Source organism: Vibrio mexicanus (genome assembly GCF_001012815.1).
Lineage (GTDB): Bacteria > Pseudomonadota > Gammaproteobacteria > Enterobacterales > Vibrionaceae > Vibrio > Vibrio mexicanus.
Genome location: NZ_JYJP01000088.1, coordinates 1 through 6,565 on the forward strand (window position 1 = coordinate 1; position 6,565 = coordinate 6,565).

Sequence of the window (6,565 nt, forward strand, 5' to 3'; positions counted from 1 at the left end):
GCTTTAAAAAGGGTACGTATGTTCCTATTCAAAATCAATGATTCAAAAATGTCATATAGCTTTAAAGCATCGGTATTAAGTGCCTGTATTGCCTTTGGTTTTGCGTATTTGTATCATTTTTTAGTTGGTTTTCCTGAAGAAACGCCTAATGAGAACTTATCGTTTTCCTTTTTTGATGCGTTCGGTTTGATTCTATTCGCTCCATTTGTAGAAACGATACTAATAGTCCTACTCATATGGGTAGCTCAGAAGCTCATGCAAAATACACTATTGGTTGCTTGTTTGGTCGCCTTGTCTATTTCAGTTCTGCACTCTTTAAGCCATCCACTGTGGGGCTTGTTCACGTTTGCCCCGTTTGTTGTTTTTTGTCTTGGTTTTCAGGTGTGGCAAAAGGTATCTACTTCTGAGGGTGCAAAAGTCGCTTTCCTAACTCATGCCTTTCATAATAGTTATGTGCTAATTCTGGTGGGGCTATCAGGTTAAAGCTAACAAATTGTTCAACAGGGACTCCTAACGCTTGGCCACTTTCACAATAATCAGCTTCAGTGTTTAGGGCGGAAATTTTGGGTTAGGTGGCATGGCGTTGTCGCCCGTTAACAAGGCGTTATACATTACGGAGTTGCTCGTAGCGCAAAATATTTTCACAATAAATACACTAAGTACAAGGATAGAGTATGAAGCATTTACTAATTGTTGAAACCAACATCACGAATCAATCCTGGGTTCAGGAATATCTTGAAAAAGTAACTCCCATACTTGCAAAGTTTTCGGGCAAGTACTTAACACGAACTTCAAGCATTGAGCTCCTTGAAGGCGAGGAAAAACCACAATACTCCTTAGTCGCAGAGTTTCCTTCAAAAGATGACGCGCTCGATTTTCACTCTTCGGAAGAATATGCCCCGCTAAAGGCTGCACGGCAAAGTGGATCTGATAGTAAATTCTTATTGGTGCCAGTAGAGAATGGTACTGCATAACAAAGTGCTTAAGCCGACCAATTACACTTCGTTTGGTTTTGTGCGAAAAACATATTCGCACAAAATACAAACTCCGTTCCATGCCGGCTTAGCACGGCGTTATACCTTAAGAGGAAAATATGGACATTGTACTAGGTACTTATAAAGATCCTGCTTATGGTCTTGATTGGCATGAACAAACAGATGAAATTGAAAACTCAGTTAGAAAGCAAATTAACAAATTAGCACTTCCAGTGGAGTGTTCAATTCAAGAGCGCAATATCGGTCGTGGGGCTGACAATCCAGTTACAGTCATTCAAGTTCTTTCTATTCTTGGTTTAGTCGGTTTTGTCATTCCTGAAGCACATAAACGAGTTCGAGAATCTATAGAAGAATGGTTGCGAATTAAAGGTCATTTTACAAAGCTGTATACGTTTCTGTCTCGAAACTATCGGGTAATAGCTCTACCAGAAGAAGTTCTGTTTATTAAAGCAGTTGAAGCGTTGCTCAGTGAAACAGAATCTAGTGATGCCGCATTTGTTCGTTACGAAACAGTCCACAGTGTCGGCAGCTACGAAAAGTATTCTGGTCTAAAGGGCTTCTACTTCGATTGTAAGGGTAAACAATGGCGTGTTGTTATTGATGGTCAAGGTGAAGTGAAACTGATAGAACAGGTATAACAAAGCATTTAAGAGTGATTCTCAACGCTTGGCATTTTTCATTCCATCATTGAGTTCAGTGTTTACGGTGGTATGGTTGGGTTCTGTGGATGCGTTGTTCACACCTTAATGCGGCGTTAGGGCTCACTACACAAATTAGAACGGAGATTATTACAAATGGTGGAGCAATACTTATTTCTACTCCCAATAGCCGCCCTATTACTATTTGGAGCGATGACGCCAGGACCATCGTTTATTTTAGTTGCGCAAACAGCTATGGCAAAGTCTCGAATTGAAGCCATTTGTATTGCTATTGGCTTAGCCTTAGGAGCAAGTACGTTCGCTTTTATAGCATCAATTGGACTCATTACAGTTTTTCAATCAGTGCCTCAGCTTTATGTGGCTTTCAAAGTTCTTGGCGGTCTATACCTCTGCTACCTAGGGTTACTGATGTGGCGTATGGGCAAGAATAAAGTTACTTATGTAGATTCTGAAGTGTCTAGCAACCCTGCTCACATTAAGGCTGTGGCGCTAGGGTTAGCAACACAGTTAAGCAACCCCAAAACTGCAATTGTATTTAGCAGTGTGTTCGCCGCGATGCTACCTGTCAACGTTCCAGATTACACTACATCAATACTCGTTGTTGGTGTGTTCGTCCTAAATTTTTCATGGTATTTTCTAGTCTCTATTATGCTATCTATCTAAAAGCACAAACTACTTATTTAAAGTTAAAGTCAACAATCAATAAAGCTTCAGGTTTAATAATGGGGTCATTGGGCGGAAAGTTTGTAGCTGACGGTTTCAAGCCCTAACAAGTTGCTTAACAGGGACTCCTAACGCTTGGCGAACTCAATCACAATTTTAGATCCGTGTTTAAGGCATAATATTTAAATTGGGTGGTATAGCGTTATCGCCCGTTAGCAAGGCGTTATGTGCTTTGAAGGAAAGTTCACATGGAAGTATTAGAAGCAAGTCCAGATTTAGCTCCAATGTTAACAAGTTACGCAAGGGAATGCTTAGAGTCGGGTATTCCCAAATATTTGGGTGTGGAGCAAAGTCCTGAAGCTTATTTGTCAGATCTTGTAACACGCTCGAAAGCAACTTCTGAGCTACCAAATGGGTATTTGCCTAGTACAACTTATTATTGCGTATCAGATTCTGAAATCTTAGGTGCTATTCGAGTTCGTAAAGGTAGCAATGCCCATGTAGAAAATGCAATAGGTCATATTGGCTACGAAACTAGACCCTCTGCTCGTGGTAAAGGTGTTGCATCATATCTCCTTGCTTGGGTTCGGGACCACGTTGTAACTGATTCAGTTATTGTTACTTGTTCAATTGATAACCCAGCATCCCAAAAGGTCATCGAAAATTGTGGTGGTGAGTATCTAGGCATCTTCACAGATGAAAGCGAGGGCACAGTAAGGCGCTATCGTTTAGCACGCACATAACAATGCATTTAAGAGGGACTGCTAACGCTGCGTGAGTTCAGTTCACATTTTTGCATTGGTGTTTATGGCATTATTGGTCGAGTAGCGGGGTAGCGTCATCAGCCCCTTAATGCGGCGTTATACGTACAAAGTAGAATATCCATAGCCAAATCAGGTATAATTCAACAAGTTTTATAATGGGTTGCGACAATGATAATAAAAACATCGCATGAGATAGGGATCAAGCTCTGGGTCGAGTTGTTGATATTTGTCTCATCATATTACCCTTTGTTTCTAATCTTGTTCATTCGAGACATCGGTTCTGAATCTGCGACCATCCCGATTGGTTTTGTGCAATGGGGTACGAACGTAAGCTATTGGGCGGTAGGAGGCTTGTTAGTATCCTCTATTTGCACATTGGTTACGGCATTTTTAATGAGAGGCTTATTTTCTAAGGCGCAAGGCTCTGATGAGGTAGTGTTACTTGAAGTCTCGCCCGTCCGAGGCGATATGCTTAACTATACTTTGCCATTTCTAATCGGTTTGTTTGCTTTTGATTATCAAACTTGGCAATCGATCGCTTCATTGTTCGTATTTCTAGTATTTATGTTCGCATTCACTCGGAAAGAAAAAATAATCGTATTAAATCCTATGTTTCTTTTGTTGGGTATTCGGCTATTCGAAATTAAGTACCGAAAAGTTGGACAACCAAATGGAGAACATATCACTACAGCACTCTGTATGGGCATCGCAAAAGCGTCAACTACGAGAGTTCGTTTTCTAGAAAACTCAGGCATAAATTTTATTTCAACGTTAGGTGATAGGTAGCAGGATGACACAAGTCCAAGCAAATGTAGTCGAAGAAGTTCAGCAAAGACTGGATCAGGCATCTCTTGACACACAGCTCGCAGAGCTGCGTGGGCTCGAACTATCTGATTCAGTAGTGAACCTATGGGTTGCTGAAGTAAAAACAAGTAACAAAACTAAACGTTTTGGAGACATAAAGAACCTTAAAGTACATGATGATTACAAAGAACACTTTAGGCAGTATGTTATCCAGTGTATTCGTGGTAACGAACATATCGAAGAGCTGAAATCCATCCCCACAATTCAAGACAATCGTTTCTTTTACGTTGAGTCTAGCTCAACTGACCTTGACCAATTAAAAACAAAGGTTGAAGGTGGTGGTTTGCCAACGATTACAGAGGAAAGTGAGCTAAATGGCTACAACGCATATGTTATTCAATTAACATTTGGTGAAGGTGATGAAGAGCAGAGTATTTATGCTTTTCGATATATCAAGGGTGCATGGTCGGTAAACAACACTGCAGGAAAAAGCATATTTACAAGTATGCAAGGTAACCAGCTTGTTGTTAAAATCGATCAGAGTCCTCGCTTTCAAATAACGCCTTATATTGATTTCTTTCAATATAAGTCAGGAGTCTATATTGCTGATATCAAGCAGTTTGAAGTGGCAATGAACTTCCATGACCGTTTGGTTGAAAAGAAAGCTGAGGCAATTACGGCATTGGGTCAAAGTGCAGCCATGAGTTCTCAAGAATCGATAAAACTGACTAATATCATTGGTGAAGACAAACGAATGATGCGCCAATTGGCATCAGTATTAGATAAGCAATATTACAACAATGAAGTCTGGCTAAGAAAGTTAAAACAAGCTGCTGATAGAGCTGGTAATTGGCAAGTAAAGTTTGATTCTAATGGCAAAATCCTTATTGAAGACAATAAGGAATATGTAAAAGAACTCTTAACTCTTCTGCAAAATAAACGAGTAAAAACAGTTGTCGATGACCTTATGTTTGACGTAGAAGGTGAACTTATTGCCATCGAGGGCTAAGTACGTATAACAAAGCATTTAAGAGTGATTCCCAACGCTTGGCATTTTTGGTGCTAATCGTTGGGTTTTGTGTTTACGCTGGTATGGTTGAGTTTCATGGTAGCGTTGCTCACACCTTAATGCGGCGTTATGCCACTGGGAGAAATTCGTGATTGTAGTAGCAAGGTTTTCTTTTCCTCATGAAGCCCATATCGCAAAAGCGAATCTAGAAAGTGCAGGTATTGAAAGCTTCATTGCAGATGAGCATACAGTGAATACGCAATGGCTATACTCAAATGCCATTGGAGGTGTGCGCTTAATGGTTTCAGAAGAAAACCTAGAGGAAGCGACCGAAATTCTTACTAGTGATTTTTCTGAAAGCCTTGAAAGCCACTCTCAAGAAATGGGAGAGAAGCTAGATATTTGTCCTCACTGTGGAAGTAGTGACTTATCTGCCTATACAAAGGGTAAACGTCCAGCGTTTCTAGTGTTCATATTGTTAGGCTTTCCCCTGTTTTTCTACAAACAGGGTTATAAGTGCAATCAGTGTGGTGAGTTCAGCGAAAAACTTTGAGTCGTGGCATAACAAGGCGCTCAAGCAGACCTTCAACGCGTGGCATTTTTGCTTCGCAAAAGTCTATGCCACGGTTTGCGGCAGCTTAGCTTGGCGTTATGAAGCTTTGAAAATCATATGGTTGCTGGTTTTAATCTGTCGCAGAAACGCAGTTTTTTTAGCTTCGTTTATGCCTAGAAAATCTGTTCTGTATCAGCAAGTGTGCCGCGGAAAGTGAGGGTGGTCACGCCAATATGCCGACTAAGCTTTAGTCGTTATTCAAGCTCTGTTTCCGGCAATTGGCTATTAGTATGGTGCTGCGGCACAATCGCCCAAGCTTAAACTCTGTGTCAGGTTTTATATTGAACTTGGGCGCACTGTCAGGTTGTTATATCAGCAAACGTTCGAGCATCATTTTCTACAATTTCCTCAGCCAGTCGCCTCTACTGTGCTTTAAATCTGATGGTTCATATTGTGCATCGGCTCGTAGAATCAATACGAAACTTGAGTTAGGGTAAATGTTCTCGTTTGGCGTTATTTTTAGTTGAGTTCAGCGTTTAAGTTTATGTTTTATTGCTCATTTTTACATCCGAGCTTGCGTTAGGCTTCATAACAATTTGCTCAAGTGGGACAACCAACGCTGGGTGAGTTTGGTTTCAAATTCAGCATCGGTGTTTGCGGTGCAATAGGTAAGTTTCGGGGCAAGCGTCGGCTGCCCCTTAGCAAGGCGTTATGGCGCTTTTCAGATCTACGGAAAATAATAAGAAAGGAATTCTAGGAAATGATACGTAATTTTTACACTTGCGATAAGGAAGTGGATGAAAACAGTCATGATGGCGAAGGCTCAATAGATATCTATCGTGCGTTCAGGCGTAAAGATTTCGATGGTGCATGGGATTTCGCAATTCGTGTCGTTATGCCGCCGGGGAGCTCTATGGGCGAGCATACTCATGGAGACGATGAAGAAATGTATATCATTTTGAAAGGCGAAGGCACTATGACCATTGAAGGTATGGAAAGAAAAGTGACTTCAGGAGATATGATAGTCAATAAACGCTTTGGCACACATGGTCTGGTTAACACATCAAGTAATGAAATAGAGCTGTTAATAATTCAAGCAAGTCTAAAATAAATCGCCA

The 6,565-nt window shown here is 40.8% G+C and carries 8 protein-coding genes; all 8 read left to right on the forward strand.

Translation table 11 applies throughout. The annotated features are described in order from the left end of the window. The coding region (locus tag UA76_RS12320) for a hypothetical protein (RefSeq protein ID WP_238322280.1) at nucleotides 1–483 on the forward strand (483 nt) is incomplete at its 5' end. Between the two features lie 191 nt (nucleotides 484–674). Further along, a complete protein-coding gene (locus tag UA76_RS12325; protein WP_047046531.1) occupies nucleotides 675–974 on the forward strand; it encodes a DUF1330 domain-containing protein in 300 nt (99 codons plus the stop codon). 119 nt (nucleotides 975–1,093) lie between these two features. Further along, the gene (locus tag UA76_RS12330) at nucleotides 1,094–1,633 is read left to right on the forward strand and encodes a hypothetical protein (RefSeq protein WP_047046535.1); all 540 of its coding nucleotides are present in this window, start codon (nucleotides 1,094–1,096) and stop codon (nucleotides 1,631–1,633) included. 156 nt (nucleotides 1,634–1,789) lie between these two features. Continuing rightward, nucleotides 1,790–2,317 carry a LysE family translocator gene (locus UA76_RS12335; RefSeq protein WP_238322281.1) on the forward strand — a complete coding sequence of 176 codons (528 nt, stop codon included), beginning with the start codon at nucleotides 1,790–1,792 and terminating at the stop codon, nucleotides 2,315–2,317. 248 nt (nucleotides 2,318–2,565) lie between these two features. Continuing rightward, nucleotides 2,566–3,060: a GNAT family N-acetyltransferase gene (locus UA76_RS12340; RefSeq protein WP_047046536.1), complete on the forward strand. Its 495-nt coding sequence runs from the start codon at nucleotides 2,566–2,568 to the stop codon at nucleotides 3,058–3,060. An 811-nt stretch (nucleotides 3,061–3,871) separates the two neighbouring features. Continuing rightward, complete coding sequence (locus UA76_RS12350) at nucleotides 3,872–4,894, forward strand: Kiwa anti-phage protein KwaB-like domain-containing protein (protein ID WP_047046542.1); 1,023 nt, start codon at nucleotides 3,872–3,874, stop codon at nucleotides 4,892–4,894. A 148-nt stretch (nucleotides 4,895–5,042) separates the two neighbouring features. Further along, entirely contained in the window at nucleotides 5,043–5,447 is a 405-nt protein-coding gene (locus UA76_RS12355) for a putative signal transducing protein (RefSeq protein WP_047046545.1), read from the forward strand. Nucleotides 5,448–6,207: 760 nt separating this feature from the next. Next, nucleotides 6,208–6,558, forward strand: a complete 351-nt coding sequence (locus tag UA76_RS12360; RefSeq protein ID WP_047046547.1) for a cupin domain-containing protein — start codon at nucleotides 6,208–6,210, stop codon at nucleotides 6,556–6,558. Nucleotides 6,559–6,565: the final 7 nt, after the last annotated feature.